The organism is Actinotalea alkalitolerans (genome assembly GCF_023369855.1).
Lineage (GTDB): Bacteria > Actinomycetota > Actinomycetes > Actinomycetales > Cellulomonadaceae > Actinotalea.
Map to the genome: position 1 here is coordinate 278038 of NZ_JAMBPP010000006.1, position 16296 is coordinate 294333.

Annotated in this window: 7 protein-coding genes; 4 read left to right on the top strand and 3 right to left on the bottom strand. The window is 70.4% G+C overall.

Annotated elements, in window-relative coordinates; all coding sequences use genetic code 11:
- The first annotated feature begins 88 nt into the window (after nt 1-88).
- Nucleotides 89-3472 carry a PKD domain-containing protein gene (locus tag M1R94_RS20725; protein ID WP_249381505.1) on the top strand — a complete coding sequence of 1128 codons (3384 nt, stop codon included), beginning with the start codon at nt 89-91 and terminating at the stop codon, nt 3470-3472.
- A 36-nt stretch (nt 3473-3508) separates the two neighbouring features.
- Here the strand turns inward: M1R94_RS20725 and M1R94_RS09785 are convergent, their stop codons facing one another.
- The 3 genes from M1R94_RS09785 to M1R94_RS09795 are packed head-to-tail and all read right to left on the bottom strand — an operon-like array spanning nt 3509 to nt 7621.
- On the bottom strand, nt 3509-4741 hold the full coding sequence (locus tag M1R94_RS09785) for an acyltransferase family protein (protein WP_249381506.1): 1233 nt from the start codon (nt 4739-4741) through the stop codon (nt 3509-3511).
- On the bottom strand, nt 4728-6065 hold the full coding sequence (locus tag M1R94_RS09790; protein ID WP_249381507.1) for a hypothetical protein: 1338 nt from the start codon (nt 6063-6065) through the stop codon (nt 4728-4730). The genes M1R94_RS09785 and M1R94_RS09790 overlap by 14 nt, the downstream gene beginning before the upstream one ends.
- Nucleotides 6062-7621 carry a tyrosine-protein kinase domain-containing protein gene (locus M1R94_RS09795; protein ID WP_249381508.1) on the bottom strand — a complete coding sequence of 520 codons (1560 nt, stop codon included), beginning with the start codon at nt 7619-7621 and terminating at the stop codon, nt 6062-6064. The genes M1R94_RS09790 and M1R94_RS09795 overlap by 4 nt, the downstream gene beginning before the upstream one ends.
- Nucleotides 7622-7985: 364 nt before the next feature.
- Between M1R94_RS09795 and M1R94_RS09800 the strand changes: the two genes are divergently transcribed.
- The 3 genes from M1R94_RS09800 (at nt 7986) to M1R94_RS09810 (ending at nt 16180) form a co-directional block, all read left to right on the top strand.
- Nucleotides 7986-8423, top strand: coding sequence for an FAD synthase family protein (locus M1R94_RS09800; protein ID WP_249381509.1), 438 nt, complete (start codon nt 7986-7988; stop codon nt 8421-8423).
- A gap of 131 nt (nt 8424-8554) precedes the next feature.
- Nucleotides 8555-12199, top strand: coding sequence for a transcription-repair coupling factor (gene mfd / locus M1R94_RS09805; RefSeq protein WP_249381510.1), 3645 nt, complete (start codon nt 8555-8557; stop codon nt 12197-12199).
- A 138-nt stretch (nt 12200-12337) separates the two neighbouring features.
- Complete coding sequence (locus M1R94_RS09810) at nt 12338-16180, top strand: endo-1,4-beta-xylanase (protein ID WP_249381511.1); 3843 nt, start codon at nt 12338-12340, stop codon at nt 16178-16180.
- Nucleotides 16181-16296 lie beyond the last annotated feature (116 nt).

Genomic DNA, 16296 nt, shown 5'->3' on the forward strand with positions numbered 1-16296 from the left:
CGCAGGAAGCATCACGATCGTCATCGGCCTGGTCGGGGTCTTCGTGGCTCCCTCTGCCATGGCCGACACAGCACCGGCAGACCCCTCAGTGCCAGTCACCGTCGCTGCGGACGGCTTGCCGACCGTGCAGATCGACGGCGTGGTGTGGGACCAGCTCATCGTCGGCAACACCGTCTACGTCGGCGGCAGGTTCACCACCGCTCGTCCGGCCGGCGCCGCTCCGGGTGCCAACACGGTGCCGCGGGCCAACATGCTCGCGTTCAGTCTCACGACAGGAGCCTTGCTCTCGTCCTTCGCACCATCCTTCAACGCCCAGGTGATGTCGATCAGTGCGTCCCCTGATGGTTCGCGCATCTACGCGGGCGGAGACTTCACGTCGGTCAACGGTACGACCCAGTACCGCGTCGTGGCGCTGAACCCGACGACGGGTGCGGTGCTGCCCGGCTTCCGGCCCGCAGTCAACTTCAAGGTCGGCGCGGTCGAGGCGGCCGGTTCGACCGTGTACGTCGGCGGCTCCTTCAGCGCGGTCAACTCCGTCGAGCGTCTCGGGCTGGCCGCCGTCAACGCCTCGAACGGCGCCCTCCTCCCGTGGGCGCCCCGCGCAGAGAACGGGCGGGTGGCCGCGCTGGCCGTCTCGCCCGACCTGACGAAGGTCGTCGCGGCGGGCAACTTCACCTCGCTCAACGGCTCGAACCGTCCGGGCTACGGCATCGGGATGGTGGACGCCGTCACCGGGGCGAACCTGCCCTTCCCCGCCAACAACGTCATCCGGGACGCCGGACCCAACTCCTCGTTCACCACCCTGGCGTCCGATGCGTCCGGCGTCTACGGCGGGGGGTACCACTTCGGCAGCGGGGGCAACCTCGAGGGGAACTTCAAGACCGACTGGAACGGCAACATCATCTTCGTCCAGGACTGCCACGGGGACACCTACAGCGTCTACCCCAAGGGTGACGTCGTCTACAGCGCGACGCACCATCACTACTGCAACAACGTCGACGGCGGGTTCCCCCAGACGTCGCCGTGGACATGGCACCACGGCAACGCCTTCACGAACTACCCGACCACGCCGCTCAAGAACGACCAGGCGGGGTACACCAACTGGTTCGGATACCCCGGGCCGACGATGCTGTACTTCTACCCCGCCTTCACACCGGGAAGCTACACGGGCAAGAACCAGGGCCCGTGGTCGGTGACGGCGAGTCAGGACTACGTCGTGTTCGGGGGGGAGTTCACCCACGTCAACGGTGTGCGCCAGCAAGGGCTGGTGCGCATGGCGAACCGGGAGATCGCGCCGAACAAGGAGGGCCCGCGCATCGGTGGCGCCGCGCTGAACCCGCGGGTGACCTCGGTCGCGGCGGGAGCGCTCCGCATCGCCTGGCCTACCAGCTGGGACCGCGACAACATGACCCTGACGTACCGCCTCTACCGATCGGGTACCGGCGCGCCGATCTTCACCGAGGACGTCACGGCCCCGTTCTTCAGCCTGCCCACCAGGGGATACACCGACACCGGACTGCCTCCCGGCTCGACGCAGCAGTACCGCGTGACGGTGACCGACGCCTTCGGGAACGTGGCCGGCTCCGGCTGGACAGCGGGCACGGTCGGGACCACCGGATCGCTCGGTGCCTATGCGCGAGGTGTGCTCGATGACGGCGCCTCGTCGTACTGGCGGCTCGGGGAGCTGTCCGGGACGACGGTGCGCGACTGGGCGGGGGTCTCTGACGCGGTGGCTGCGGGTGGTGTCAGCCGAGGGGCGACGGGGGCGATCGCCCATGACTCCGACAGGGCCAGCACCTTCAGCGGAACGACATCGGGCTTCGCGTCCACCACGACGGCCGTCCAGGCTCCCGACACGTTCTCGATCGAGGTCTGGGTCCGCACGACGACCACGCGTGGTGGCCAGCTGGTCGGCTTCGGCAACCGGTCGACGGGTGGCTCGACGTGGCACGACCGCCACGTGTGGATGGACAACTCGGGCCGGATCTGGTTCGGGGTGTACCCGGGGCGCAGGTACACGGTCAACAGCCAGGGCTCCTTCAACAACGGTCAGTGGCACCATGTGGTGGCCACCCTGAGCAAGGCCGGGCAGCGGCTCTACGTCGACGGTGCTCTCGTCGCCCAGGCCGACGACGTCTCGACCGGCCGGGGGATGAGCGGCTTCTGGCGGATCGGCGGGGACAACCTCTCCGGCTGGTCGCCTCGCCCCTCGAGCGACTACCTCGGCGGTGCGCTGGACGAGGTCGCGATCTACCCCACGGCGCTGACTGCCGCCCAGGTCGCGGCCCATCACCAGCGTGGTCTGGGCTCGGCGGTGAACAGTGCGCCGACGGCGTCCTTCACCTCCGCGGTCTCCTCGTTGACGGTCTCGGTCAACGGCTCCGGGTCCTCCGACGTCGACGGCACGATCGTGGGCTACGCGTGGGACTTCGGTGACGGGGCGACCGGCGCGGGCGTCACGGCGTCGCACACCTACGCCACGTCCGGCACCTACACCGTGCGACTCACGGTGACGGACAACGCCGGTGCGACGGGCACGACGACACGGCAGGTGTCGGTGGCTGGTCCTCCGCCTGCGAACCAGGTGCCGGTGGCGGTGTTCTCGTCCTCGGTCAGTGATCTGGCGGTGTCGGTGGATGGGTCGGGGTCCTCTGATCCGGATGGCACGGTCGCGGGGTATGCGTGGGACTTCGGTGACGGGGCGACCGGCGCGGGCGTCACGGCGTCGCACACCTACGCGGCTGCGGGCACCTACACGGTGACGTTGACGGTGACGGACAACCAGGGTGCGACCGGGACGGTCGCGGCCGAGGTGACGGTGGTCGAGCCGGGTCCGGTGACCGAGCTGGCGCGGGACGGGTTCGGGCGTGTGGTGGTGGGTGACTGGGGCATGGCCGATGTCGGGGGCGCGTGGCAGCGGTCGGCCGGGTCTGCGGCCAACTACCAGGTCGGTGACGGGGTGGGTTCGTTGAGGCTGCCGACCCCTGGTGGGACGGTTGCGGCCTATCTCAACGGTGCGTCCTCGACCTCGGTGGACCTGGCGGCCACGGTCTCGCTGGACAAGGTGGCAACCGGGGGTGGGACGTTCGTGGCTCTGATCGGGCGGCGGACCACGACCACCGACGACTACCACGCGCGGGTGCGGGTCTTCGAGTCCGGGGCGGTGACGATCAGTGCGATGCGTTCGGGCACGACGTTGCAGTCCGTCCTGGTGCCGGGGCTGACCTATGCGGCCAACGACGAGCTGCGGATCCGGGTCGAGGTCTCGGGGACCTCTCCGACGACGATCAGGGCCAAGGTGTGGAAGGTCGGGGCCGAGGAGCCGGCTGGTTGGCAGGTCACGACCACCGATGCCACCCCTGCGCTGCAGGTCGCTGGTGGGATCGGTGTGCTGACCTACCTGACCGGGTCGACCACCAACGCCCCGGTGACCGCCCGATGGGACGACCTCATCGCCGTACCAGCGGGATGACCACACGCACGCACCGCCACTCGGTGCGCACGGCCCTCAGGACGGGGGCGCGGGTGGCGGCGGGTCCGTCACGTCGACGCCCGGGATGACCACGGCGGGAAGGTGTCCGACGCCGGTGTGGCCGGCCACCGGCCGCACCGGCACGGTGCCGGGCAGCGAGGACGTCGGCTGCGGGGAGGCGAGCCGGACGCGGGACCAGGCGCGTGGCCACAGGCGGCGGTACTTGAGGCGTAGCGCCGGCCGCTCGACCAGCACCCAGCTCGCGACCGCGAGGGGGACCGTCAACGCGATGGCCAGCACGGCTGCGACCAGGGGTGGCAGGGCGGCTGAGCCTGCGATCACGAGAGCCTGCTGGATCGGGAACGCATAGATGTAGAGACCGTAGGAGATGTCCCGATCGGTGAGCCGTAGCCGCGGATCCGTGATCCGACCACCGGACCAGATGACGAGGTAGGCCACTGCGGGGCCGGCGAGGATGCGGTAGTCCGGCAGCAGCGGGGAGGCCACGAGCAGCGCCGTGCAGACGGCCGCGAGCCACCACCGCGACGTGATCCGGTCACCGTAGAGGTGAAGGACCATGCCGGCCACGAACATGAGCCCCAGGCGCGTCCCGTTCACGAGCCAGTAGTTCTGGGGGAGCACGTCAGCGGCCAGGCCGATGGTGGCGAGCCACAGCAGCCCGAGCAGCGCGAGCACCGCGGCACGATGGCGCAGGATGCCGAGCAGCCCGAGCGCCGCCAGGCCGACATACGCGAGGGCCTCCCACCGCAGGGTCCACAGCGACCCGTTCCAGACCCCGCTCAGGGGGACATCAGCGGGGGTGCCGGCGACGTCGTGGAACTGGATCGTGAGTGCCGAGTTCCTCAGCACGTACTGGAGAGCCGAGTGGGGTCCGTCGAGCACCTGCCCCACCGACCCGCCCTGGGCGAGTGCCGCCAGAGGCGCGAAGCCGAACCCGACCACGAGGAGGCACACCCAGAAGGCGGGCATGATGCGCAGCAGCCGGTTCTTCGCGTAGGTGGCGATGTGCGGCTTGTGCAGCCAGCTCCCGGCGAGCAGGAAGCCGCTGATGGCGAAGAAGCCGTCGACCCCGATGCTCCCGGCGATCTGTCGGCCGCCCTCCCACGGAAACGGGTGACCGTTGAGGGGGTAGGCGTGCCAGAAGACGACACTCCCTGCCAGGATCAGCCGGACGAAGTTCAGGGTGTTGGCACGGGGGTCGACGAAACCCGCCAACGTCCGGGCGCGCGGGTTCTCAGGCCGCTGCATGGGAGCTCGTCGGTCTCGGTCTCGGCACGGGACGGGACGCCGGTGTGGGCTCGCGCAGTGTCATCACGAGCCCGAGCGTGAGCATGAGGCTGGGGATCGAGCCGTACAGAGGACTGAACGCAAGGTTCCACAGTGTCGCGCAGCTGAGGTAGACGACGATGCCACTCGCCGTCCGCCGGGCGAGCGCCAGACTCAACCCCCGGACCACGAGGAGTGCGACTGTTGACGCGAGCAGGACTCCGGGGATCCCGAAGCTCGACCAGAAGTCCCCGACGATCGAGTGCAGCTTGAACTCACCGCCGAACATGTAGTTCTCGACGTAGCCGTTGTTCGGCTGATACCCGATCGACGCCATTCCCGTCTTCGCGACCAGGATGTCGTCGAGGTTGGGGGCCACTCCTGATCCGTAGCCGTAAGGGCGGGCCTGGACGAGTGCCCACGAGGCGGCGATCTCGGGCCGTCCGCCGGTCAGCACCGATCCGGAGGCGTCGATCTGCTCGATCGACCGCTGCTGCGTCTCCTCGCCGAGGAAGCCCCCCACGAGGAGGGTGGTCCCGAGGTTGTAGACCGTGACGCCTACGATCCCCATGAGGACGACGACGGTGATCGCCGAGGACCGCCGACCGGAGATCGTGGGGCGCATCTGCCATGCGGTGAGCAGGCCTGCGACGAGGAACGTCGCGAAGTACGAACGGGAGTCCTGGAGGGCAGATGCCGCTGCCAGCAGCATCAGGGCAGCGACCTGCCCTCCCTTGCGGTCCGGGCGGTTGACGAGCGAGAGCAGGATCAGTGCCAGGGGCACCGCGATCGCGTACTTCCAAGGGTTCGCACTGGCCAGGTCGCCGCCGGTGAGCTCCGAGATCGCGAGTCCGGACCCGAAGGCGAGCCCGACGACCCGGTCCGACGTGACGAGTCGCGCCCAGAGGATGACACCGACGCCGCACACAGTCCCCAGGACCATGAGCGTGGTCCCGACGAGACTGGACATGCTCGTCCGGTGGTCGAGGGATGCGAGCTCGGTCAGCCAGAGCCCGGACACGAGCGCCAGTGCGGTCAGCGCGAAGAGCCACCGGCCGCCCCAGTAGCGGCGCAGCACCGGCAACCAGACCGGAGCGAGCAGGAACGCAAGGGCGTACCCCGATGTCAGCCCGCTCCACAGGAACTGCCGCATGCCCAGCAGGACGAGGGTGAGGATCGCGATCCAGGGGACCAGAGCCGAAGCCGTGGGCGAGACGCGCTGCGCTGTGCTGACGGGGCGGAGCGAGGAGCGGGGTGCCAGGGCCACCACGCTCCCGGTACTGCTGGGCGCAACGCCGGTGGTCACGTCGCCCGGCTACCGGTCGCCGCTGGTTCAGGGGCGTCCTCGACCATGACGTCGAGCTGGCGAGGCACGGGGGGCTCCTGCGTCTGGGCCCGTGCTGCCTCGGACTCGTGCGGCAAGGGATCCGAGGAGCCGGCCGTCTCGCCGAGCAGGTCGTCGGCGATGGCCGCGGTGCTCTTGCGACGCCGGAACCGTCGCCTGTGGCGAGGCGATGCCGGGGCAGCGCCGTAGCTGTAGTAGCCGTCGCTCTCGCGCTGTGCCACGCGGTTGACGACGATGCCGAGGCAGCTCGCGCCCACGGACTCCAGTGCGCGGAGCGCGTCCGCCAGCTGGTTGCGGTGCACCTTGCGGCAGCCGGCCACCACGACCGCACCGTCGCTGATTCGGGAGAGGATCGCGGCGTCCGCCACCGGGAGCAAGGGGGCGGAGTCGAAGATCACCATGTCGTACGTCTGCGTGATCTCCGCGAGCAGCTCTGCCATCGCGGGGGAGCCGAGCATCTGGCTCGGGTTGGGTGGAAGTGCTCCCGACGCGAGGACGTGCAGGTTCGGGTGGCCCCAGGGCTGCACGACGTCGGCGAGCGTCGCCTTGCCGATCAGCACGCTGGTGAGCCCGGCGACGCCCTCGATGCCGCAGTACTCGGCGACCGAGGGTCGGCGGAGATCGGCATCCACGAGAAGGGCCTTGCGCGAGTCCTCGGCCACGGCGAGCGCCAGGTTGATCGCGGTCGTCGACTTGCCCTCGCCGGCCAGGGCCGAGGTCACCACGATGCTGTGCACCTTGCGCCCGACGTCGAGGAACTGCAGGTTGGTCTTGAGGCGTCGGTAGGACTCTGCGCGTGGGCTACGCGCGTCTGATCGCATCACGAGCTGGTGCTCTCGGAGCCTGCGCTCGAACCCGATCGTCCCGAGCACCGCGCTCTCCGTGACCCGGGCGACGTCCCTGCCCGATCGCACCTTGGTGTCCAGGAGCTCTCGGATCACGGCGAAGGCGATCCCGGCCGCGACCCCCAGGAGAATCCCGGTGGCGGTGAGAAGCTTGGTGTTGGGGACGAAGGGGACCGTGGGCACGTGGGCGGAAGCCACCGTCCGCATCGACACGGAGGCGGTGCCGTCGGCTCTCGCCGGTGCCACCTCCTGTGCCGCTTCGTCGAGCTGCCGTGAGACCGCGTCGGCCACGGCAGCTGCGCGTTCCGGATCGGCGCTGACGGCCGAGATCTCGATGATCACCGTGTTGAGCGGAGTGTCCGCCGAGATCGTGCGGGCGAGCGCCCTTGCGCTGATGTCGAGCTCGAGCTCCTCGATCACCGGCTCGAGGACGGTCGGCATCGTGGCGAGCTGCGCATAGGACTGCACGAGGTTCTGCACGTAGGTCGTCCCCTGGACGAGCTCGCTCACGGTCTCGCCCTGACCGAGCGAGACCCACACCGAGCTGGTGGCTCGGTACATGGGCGTGGTCGCCCCCGCCTGGAGATATCCGAGGCTGCCCCCGACAAGTCCGAGCACGGCGAGGACCAGCCACCTCTTGCGGAGTGCGGCTACGTAGTCGCTCAGATCCATGCGGAAGGCTCCTCGTCGGCGGGACGTGCAGGTCGGTCGATGCCTGCGGTCGTGGATGCTCGGACGAGCGTCCACATATGCGCTGATTGTTCCCTATTCCGGGCCCGATGGGCACTGTCGCAGGAGGGCGGTGCGCAGCAGCCGCCGAATTCACCCGCTCGGAGCAGGGCGCGGCGGTGGTCGAGGCGGAAGCCAGGGCGAGGGGGGAAGTTCACCCGATCGACCCTGTCCGTTTTCGACCGGTCTGCCCTAAGATCATCCACGTGCACCGGCCAGCGACACCCATCCGGCACGACGGGTGCTCGTCGCTCGAGCCGAGCCAGCGGGCGGCGCGTCGGCCGAGACGTGCCATGGAGGAGGACGAGTGATCGGATACGCACCCGGGGCGTTCGACCTGTTCCACATCGGGCACCTCAACATCCTCAAGCATGCGAGGGCGCACTGCGACTACCTGATCGCGGGTGTCGTCTCCGACGAGATGCTCGAGCTCACCAAGGGTCGCCGGCCCGTGGTCCCGCTGAGCGAGCGCATCGAGATCGTCCGTTCGCTCGCAGTGGTGGACGAGGCGGTGGCCGAGGTGCTCCCTGACAAGCTGGACACGTGGCGGACCGTCGGCTTCGACGTGATCTTCAAGGGTGACGACTGGCGGGGCACACCCAAGGGGGAACGCCTCGAGCGGGACTTCGCAACGGTGGGTGTCTCGGTCGTCTACTTCCCGTACACGATGCACACCTCGAGCACCCAGCTCCGTCACGCCCTGGACGCGCTGACGCAGCCGCTCCACTCCGCAGTGACGGGCTGAGAACCGGCGCACGGCGAGCGCTCACGTCCGACGTAGGCTGTCCTTGACCGGTCGCCGGCCCGGGGCGAGATGCGCCCGGCTGCCCGCGGCGGGACCCCTGCGCGCTGCCGCCCTCGTCGTGAACTGGAGCCATGAACCTCACCGGCCTGCTGCCCGTCCTGCACCACGACCCCACCGTCGCCCGGCTCCGTGAGCTCGCCCCGTCTGCGGCGGGGCGAGGCGCGGTCGACGTCGTCGTCCCGGCGGGGCTGCGTCCGCCGTTGGTCGCCACCCTGCTGGACGCGCTGCAGCAGCTGCGCACCTCGGGCGAGGGCGCCGAGGCGACCGCGTGCGTGGTGGTGGTGACGGCCACGGGCCGGGACGCCGACGACCTCGCCTCGGCTCTGCGCTGCTACCTGCCGGCCGACGACGTCGCCGTCCTGCCGGCGTGGGAGACCTTGCCGCACGAGCGGCTCTCGCCGCGCAGCGACACGGTCGCGCGGCGGCTTGCGGTCTTCAGGCGGCTCGCTCACCCCGCGCAGGCCGTCGGCCAGTCAGGTCCGGTGCGCGCGCTGGTCGTCCCCGTCCGGGCCCTGCTCCAGCCCGTGGTGGAGGGGCTGGGTGACCTGGTGCCGGTCGAGCTGCACGTGGGTGAGCAGGCGGACCTCACCGACGTCGCCGACCGGCTCTCGGCAGCGGCGTACACGCGGGTGGACATGGTCGAACGGCGCGGGGAGTACGCCGTGCGCGGGGGGATCCTCGACGTCTTCCCGCCCACCGACGACCACCCGCTCAGGATCGAGCTGTGGGGTGAGGACGTCGAGGAGATCCGCTGGTTCTCGGTGGCCGACCAGCGCAGCCTCGAGGTCGCGGCCGAGGGTCTGTGGGCGCCGCCGTGCCGCGAGATCCTGCTCACCGACACGGTCCGCGACCGGGCCGCGGCACTGGTCGAGCAGCTGCCCGGTGCGGCGGAGATGCTCCACCGGCTCGCGGCGGGCATCGCCGTGGAGGGGATGGAGTCGCTGGCGCCGGCACTGGTCGACCGGATGGTTCCGGTCCTGGACCTGCTCCCCGAGCACGCGCTGCTGGTGGTGTCCGAACCTGAACGGGTGCGTCGACGGGCCCACGACCTGCTGGCGACCACCCAGGAGTTCCTGGACGCCGCGTGGACGGCTGCGGCCGCGGGCGGCAGCACGCCGATCGACCTGCGGGCGGCGTCCTTCGCCGACTACGGCGACACCCGGGGCCTGGCCCTCGCCCGCGGGCTGGGCTGGTGGACGTTCAGCAGCTTCAGCCTCGACGGCACGGTCGACCCCGAGGGGGCCGCCCACGAGGGTGCCTCGCACGACGGCGACGAGGCCGAGGGCGCCGATGCGCTCGTGGTCGCCGGCCGTGACGTGCAGGGGTATCGGGGTGACGTCGCCCAGGCCGTCACGGACCTGCGGGGGCTCCAGCGTGAGGGCTGGCGTCTGGTGCTGACCACCGACGGCCACGGGCCGGCGGTGCGCATGGTCGAGCAGCTGAGCGCCGCGGAGGTTCCGGCCCGTCTGGTCGCCGAGGTCACGCAGGACCCCGAGGTCGGGGTCGTCCTGGTCACCCCCGCGCCCGCCGGACGAGGCTTTGTGGCCCCCGAGCTGCGCCTCGCGGTCTTCAACGAGGCCGACCTGACCGGCCGTGCCGGGACCTCGACCAAGGACATGCGCGCGATGCCCTCGCGCCGCCGCAACTCGGTGGACCCCCTCGCGCTGCGCCCGGGCGACCACGTGGTGCACGAGCAGCACGGGGTCGGTCGCTTCGTCGAGCTCGTCCAGCGCACCGTGGGCACCGGTCCGTCAGCCACGACCCGGGAGTACCTGGTCATCGAGTACTCGGCGTCCAAGCGGGGGCAGCCTGGGGACCGCCTGTACGTGCCGACCGACCAGCTCGACCAGATCACCAAGTACGTAGGAGGGGAGTCGCCCACCCTGAACCGGATGGGCGGGTCGGACTGGGCCAAGACCAAGGGCCGGGCCCGCAAGGCGATCAAGGAGATCGCGGGCGAGCTCATCCGGCTGTACTCGGCCCGGATGGCGACCCAGGGCCACGCGTTCGGCCCGGACACCCCGTGGCAGGCCGAGCTCGAGGACGCCTTCATCCACATCGAGACCCCCGACCAGCTCGTGACGATCGACGAGGTCAAGGCCGACATGGAGAAGTCGGTCCCGATGGACCGCCTCATCTGCGGTGACGTCGGCTACGGCAAGACAGAGATCGCGATCCGGGCGGCCTTCAAGGCGGTCCAGGACGGCAAGCAGGTCGCGGTGCTGGTGCCCACGACCCTCCTGGTGCAGCAGCACCTCGACACCTTCGCCGAGCGCTACGCGCCGTACCCCGTCACGGTCAAGGCGCTCTCGCGCTTCCAGAGCGCGGCGGAGTCCAAGGAGGTCGTCGAAGGGTTGCGGGAAGGGACCGTCGACGTCGTCATCGGCACCCACCGGCTGATCACCGGAGAGGTGCACTTCAAGGACCTCGGGCTGGTCATCGTCGACGAGGAGCAGCGCTTCGGGGTCGAGCACAAGGAGGTCCTCAAGCAGCTGCGGACCAACGTGGACGTCCTGGCGATGAGCGCGACGCCGATCCCACGCACCCTGGAGATGGCTGTGACCGGGATCCGCGAGATGTCGACGCTCGCGACCCCGCCCGAGGAGCGTCACCCGGTGCTGACCTTCGTGGGGGCCTACGACGAGAAGCAGGTCACCGCGGCGGTGCGCCGTGAGCTGTTGCGCGAGGGCCAGGTCTTCTACATCCACAACAAGGTCGACTCGATCGAGCGGGCGGCCTCGCGGCTGGCCGAGCTGGTCCCCGAGGCCCGGATCGCCACGGCGCACGGGAAGATGGGCGAGCACCAGCTCGAGCGTGTGATCGTCGACTTCTGGGAGAAGAGGTTCGACGTCCTGGTGTGCACGACCATCGTCGAGACGGGCCTGGACATCTCCAACGCCAACACCCTGATCCTCGAACGTGCCGACCTGCTGGGGCTCTCGCAGCTGCACCAGCTGCGCGGACGGGTGGGCCGTGGTCGGGAGCGGGCCTACGCCTACTTCATGTACCCGCCCGAGCGACCGTTGACCGAGACCGCCCACGACCGGTTGGCCACGATCGCGGCCAACACCGACCTGGGGTCGGGCATGGCGGTCGCGATGAAGGACCTCGAGATCCGTGGGGCCGGCAACCTGCTCGGCGGCGAGCAGTCGGGCCACATCGCCGGGGTCGGCTTCGACCTGTACGTGCGGATGGTCGGCGAGGCGGTCGCCGCCTTCCGTGGCGAGGGCGAGCAGGCCCCTTCCGAGGTGACCCTCGAGCTCCCGGTCGACGCCCACGTGCCCCACGAGTACATCGGGCACGAGCGGCTGCGCCTCGAGGCGTACCGCAAGATCGCCGACGCCACGACGGACGACGCGCTGCAGGCCGTCCGCGAGGAGCTGGTGGACCGGTACGGGCCGCTTCCCGTCCAGGTCGAGAACCTCTTCGAGGTCGCGGCCTTCCGCAACCTCGCGCGTGAGGCGGGGCTGACCGACGTCACGGCGCAGGGGAAGTTCGTGCGGCTCGCACCGGTGGACCTGGCCGAGTCGGCTCAGCTGCGGATCAAGCGGCTCTACCCGGGCAGCGTGCTCAAGCCCGCGGTGCGCACCGTGCTGATCCCTTACCCGACCACGGCACGGATCGGGGGTCGCCCCCTGGCCGGCGGCGAGCTCCTCGCGTGGGCACGTGAGCTCGTCGGGGTCGCGGCCGCGCCGAAGGTGACGGTCGGCTCCTAGCTTTCCCGCGGGGCCCGGGGCACGACACCGTGCCTGGGGTGTCGATCGCCTGGAGAGAAACTTTCGAAAGGGTTTACGAGACAGCAGGGCCCGCCTAGTGTGACCGATACCAGTACATCGTGTCGCAAAGGAGCGCTCATGAGTCGGCGTCATGCCGGCGGTGTCACGGCGGTTCCCGCCATGATCACCGCAACAGCCCTGGCAATCTCCGCAACTTTCGCTCTACCTTCGATCGCCGTGGCGCAGGACGACGTCGTCCTGCAGAACGACTTCGAGGACGGCACCTGGGCTCCCTGGGTCCAGAACGGCGATCCTGTGCTCGCCGGCGCGGTCTCACCGGACGACCCCGCCAACGGGGTGCTGTCCATCACCGAGCGCGGCCAGGGGTACGACGGCATCGCCCTCGAGCTCCTCGACCACTTCGACGCCGGCGCGCAGATCGACGTCGACGCGATCACCCGGCTCGTGGCCGACCAGGACGACGCGACCGTGAGCTTCGCCGTGGAGAAGGTCGTCGACGGCGCCACCACCTACGACTGGGTCGGACCGGTCCCGACGGTGACCGACAGCGCCTGGTCGGTTATCGGAGGGGACTACACGATCCCCGCCGACGCGACGTCGGCCAAGCTCTACCTCCAGACCACGGCCGAGCCGCACTCCGACCTCTACCTCGACGACCTCGTCGTCACCGGTCCCGCGCCCGGGACCGAGCCCCCGGCCGAGCCCGTGACCGTGTGGTCGCTCGACTTCGACGGCCTGTCCTCCGCGCCCTGGACGGACAACGGCGGCACGCTGGCCTACGTCGCCGACGACGACGGCGGTTCGGCCCTCAGCATCACGCGCTCCGAGGACTTCCACGGCCTGAAGTCTCCGTACGGCGTTCTCTCCGAGGGCGTCGAGTACACCTTCACGATGCAGGCCCGGCTGCCCGAGGGCACGGACGGCGACCGCGACGTGCGGTTCGTCGTCGAGCCCGCGTACGCCTGGGTCGGCCCCACCACCATCTCGGCTGCGGGCTGGACCGAGGTCACCGGCACCTACACGCTCCCCGCTGGTACCGACCCCGCCGAGGCGGCCGTGTACATCGGGACCTCAGGCGTGTCGGGGGAGTCCTGGACGGTGCTGGTCGACGACCTCACGGTCACCGCGGCGCAGGTCGACGACGGTCCGGTCGGCCCGATCGACCAGGTCGACCTGACCTTCGACTTCGAGGACGGCACCCTGCAGGGCTGGGTCCCGCGGGACTCCGGCTCGGGCGCGCCGAGCCTCGAGGTCACCACGGCGCAGGCGCACGGGGGCACCTACGCCGCCCTGGTGACCGACCGGACCTCGCAGGGTTCGGGCATCGGCTACGACCTGACCGACGTGTTCCAGACCGGGGTCACGTACGACATCACCGCGTGGGTGCGGATGGGGGACGGCCAGGCCGCCGACGACATCTGGCTCAGCGCCCAGACCGGTGCGTCCTCGTTCAGCACCGTCGAGCAGGTTCCCGGTGTCACCGCCGGTGCCTGGACCGAGGTCACCGCCTCGTTCACGATGCCTGCGGGCGACCGTGCGTTCCTGTACCTCGAGACCAGCTTCACCAGCGGTGGCGCAGGTGACTTCCTGGTCGACGACATCACCATCCGCAACCAGGAGCAGGGTGAGATCCAGGACCTCCTGCCGATCAAGGACACGGTCACGTTCCCGGCAGGGGTGGCGATCGACGAGCGTGAGACGTTCGGCTCGGCCGCCGACCTGGTCACCCGGCACTTCGACCAGATCACCGCCGAGAACCACATGAAGCCCGAGGCGTGGTTCGACGACGCGGGCGAGTTCGGCACCCACCCGCAGGCCACCGCACTGATGGACTTCGCGCAGGCCAACGACCTCACGGTCTACGGGCACGTCCTGGTCTGGCACAGCCAGACCCCGGACTTCTTCTTCCAGGACGCTGCCGGCAACCCGCTGACCACCAGCGAGCCCGACAAGCAGGAGATGCGTGACCGCATGCGCACCCACATCTTCGCCGTTGCCGAGGCGCTCAGCACCGGCGGGGGGTACGGGCTCTTCGGCAGCCAGGAGAACCCCCTCGTCGCGTGGGACGTGGTCAACGAGGTCGTCTCGGACAGCGGCGAGCACGCCGACGGGCTGCGGCGCAGCGAGTGGTACCGCATCTTGGGTGAGGAGTTCATCGACCTCGCCTTCATCTACGCCGACGAGGCCTTCAACGACGTCTACGCCGCACCCGGCAGCGGACGTCCGGTCGCGCTCTTCATCAACGACTACAACACCGAGCAGGGCGGCAAGCAGAACCGCTACCACGACCTGGTCCACCGACTGATCGACCGTGGAGTGCCGATCGACGGCGTGGGCCACCAGTTCCACGTGAGTCTCTCGATGCCGGTCTCGGCGCTGGCGGGGGCGATCGTCCGCTTCCAGGACACCGGCCTCCGGCAGGTCGTCACCGAGCTCGACGTGACCGTCGGCACCCCGGTGACCCAGGCGAACCTGATCGAGCAGGGGTACTACTACCGGGACGCCTTCGGGGTGTTCCGGCAGTTCGCCGACGACCTGTACTCGGTCACGCTGTGGGGCCTGACCGATCCGCGCAGCTGGCGCAGCACGCAGGCGCCCCTCGCCTTCGACGGGAGCCTGCAGGCCAAGCCTGCCTACCACGGGATCGTCGACGGCACGCTGCCGGCACGGGTCCGCACCGCGAACGTGTTCCGCGGCACGGTCGCGATCGACGACGCGGCGCCCGCTGACGACACCTGGTCGAGGCTGCCGCTGCACGCGATCGAGGACGTCGCCGAGTTCCAGCTGCGCTGGGAACCGACGCACCTGACCGCGTACGTCCGGGTCGATGACCCCACGGTCGAGCCGCAGGACGCCATCGAGCTCGAGGTCGACGGCACCACGGTCACCGTGGCCCGGGGCGGCCCGGGCGAGGGTGTGGCTGCTCTGTCCGTGTCCGACGTCGATCCGGTCGTGGCCGAGGTCGAGGGAGGGTGGGTGGCGGTGGTCCGTCTCTGGCTCGACGCCCCGGTCGCGCAGGGAGAGACCCTCGGCTTCGACGTCCGCGTCGTCGACGGCAGCCTCACCTCGGGGTGGAGCACTCCCGGCGCGCTGGGCACCCTCTCGCTCGTCGAGGAGCTCTCCTTCGTCGAGGTCCCCGAGGTCGAGGCCCCCCCGAGCATCGACGGCGAGGTCGACGAGGTGTGGGAGGCGGGCAACGTCCTGACGACCGACAAGGTCCTCGAGGGGGACGGGACCGGAGCCACCGCGACGGTCCGCACCGTGTGGCAGGGCGACACCCTGTACGTCCTGGCCGAGGTCGCCGACGACGACCTCGACGTCTCGGGCTCCGACCCGTGGGTCCAGGACTCGATCGAGATCTTCCTCGACGCGGGCAACTACAAGAGCGGTCCGTACCGCTACGACGACACCCAGATCCGGATCAACGTCGACAACCAGGTCTCCTTCGGCACCGGCGACGAGGCGTTCCAGCAGGCCCGCGTGGTCAGCGCCACGAGCGTGGTCGACGGCGGGTACGTCGTCGAGGCCGCCATCGGCCTGCTCGAGGAGGGCGGGCTGGGGACCTTCCACGGGTTGGACGTCCAGGTCAACGACGCGTCGGGCGGCGCGCGGGTCGGGATCGCGAGCTGGGCCGACCCGACGGGCCTGGGCTACCAGAGCACAGCCCGGTGGGGTGTTGCCCAGCTCGTCGGCCCCGATGGCGGCACCGGCCCGGTCGACCCGACCGACCCCGCGGACCCGACCGACCCCGCGGACCCGACCGACCCGACGGGCCCGGCCACCCCGGGAACCGACGGGGCTGCGCCCGTCGCCGGTGGCCCCGGGGCGGCGTCGGGCGGTGATCGGCTGCCCACGACCGGTGCCGGGGTGGCGGCGCTCCTGATGCTCGCCCTGCTCGCCGTGGTGCTGGGCACCTCGATGGTGGGTGCAGGTCGGATCCGACGCCAACCGCTCGGCTGACGACCCACGCGCCTCGGGCCCGGGTCTGCCGCGGAGCAGCCCCGGGCCCGGGGACGGCATGGCCCGGGCGTCGTGGGCGGGTGTTCTACGATGAGCAGCGCGCCGCGCCGTCGGGT